We start from the raw sequence: 762 nt of genomic DNA on the forward strand, positions 1-762 counted from the left end.
GGCGGCAACCGCGTCGTTCCTGGACGCGCTGGACGCCGCGGTACAGCCGGTGCCGGTCGGGCAGCGGGTGCTGGCCGCACTGGGGCCGAAAATGCTGGCGCTTGCCGCCAGCCGGACCCGCGGCGCCCACCCCTACCTGGTCACTCCCGATCACACCGCCACAGCCCGGTCGATCCTGGGCGCGGGGCCGCTGTTGCTGCCGGAGCAGGCCGTCATTCTCACCGACAGCGCCGAGGAGGCCCGCACCATCGGAACCGGTTGGCTGCGTGGGTATTTAGGGTTGCCCAACTACGCGAACAACTTGCTGCGCAGCGGTTTTTCGGCGGACGACCTGGCCGAGATCAGCGACCGGCTCTTCGACGCGATCATCGCCTGGGGCGACGAGGAGGCAGTCCTGCGCAGGATCGCCGAGCATCAGGCGGCCGGCGCCGACCACGTCTGCATCCAGGTGCTCACCGCAGACCCCCGGGAATTCCCTCGCCAGCACTGGCGTCGCATCGCCGCGGCCTGCCGCGACCGGGCATAAAGTGGGGCCGTGGCAGCGCGGGAAACCCTGTTCCGGATCTTCTACACCGTGGGGTTCACCCCGTGGGACGGCCACCCGCAGTCGGCGACGTTGCGCAACCTCGTCGAGGGAACCGGGCACACCCCGGTGCTGCCGCCGGGATCGGCCCTCGACCTCGGCTGCGGCACCGGGGACGCGTCGATCTATCTGGCCCGGCACGGATGGCACGTCACCGGAGTCGACTTCGTCGGCAAGGC

Annotated in this window: 2 protein-coding genes; both read left to right on the forward strand. The window is 70.6% G+C overall.

Going from position 1 to position 762, the window contains the following annotated elements; all coding sequences use genetic code 11:
- Positions 1-526 (forward strand): TIGR03620 family F420-dependent LLM class oxidoreductase (locus tag F6Q13_RS18475; protein ID WP_293059635.1); only part of this gene is annotated, 526 nt, incomplete at its 5' end.
- 9 nt (positions 527-535) lie between these two features.
- On the forward strand, positions 536-762 hold a 227-nt coding region (locus F6Q13_RS18480; protein WP_293059638.1), incomplete at its 3' end, for a methyltransferase domain-containing protein.

The sequence above is a fragment of the Mycobacterium sp. genome (assembly GCF_008709575.1).
Classification (GTDB): domain Bacteria; phylum Actinomycetota; class Actinomycetes; order Mycobacteriales; family Mycobacteriaceae; genus Mycobacterium.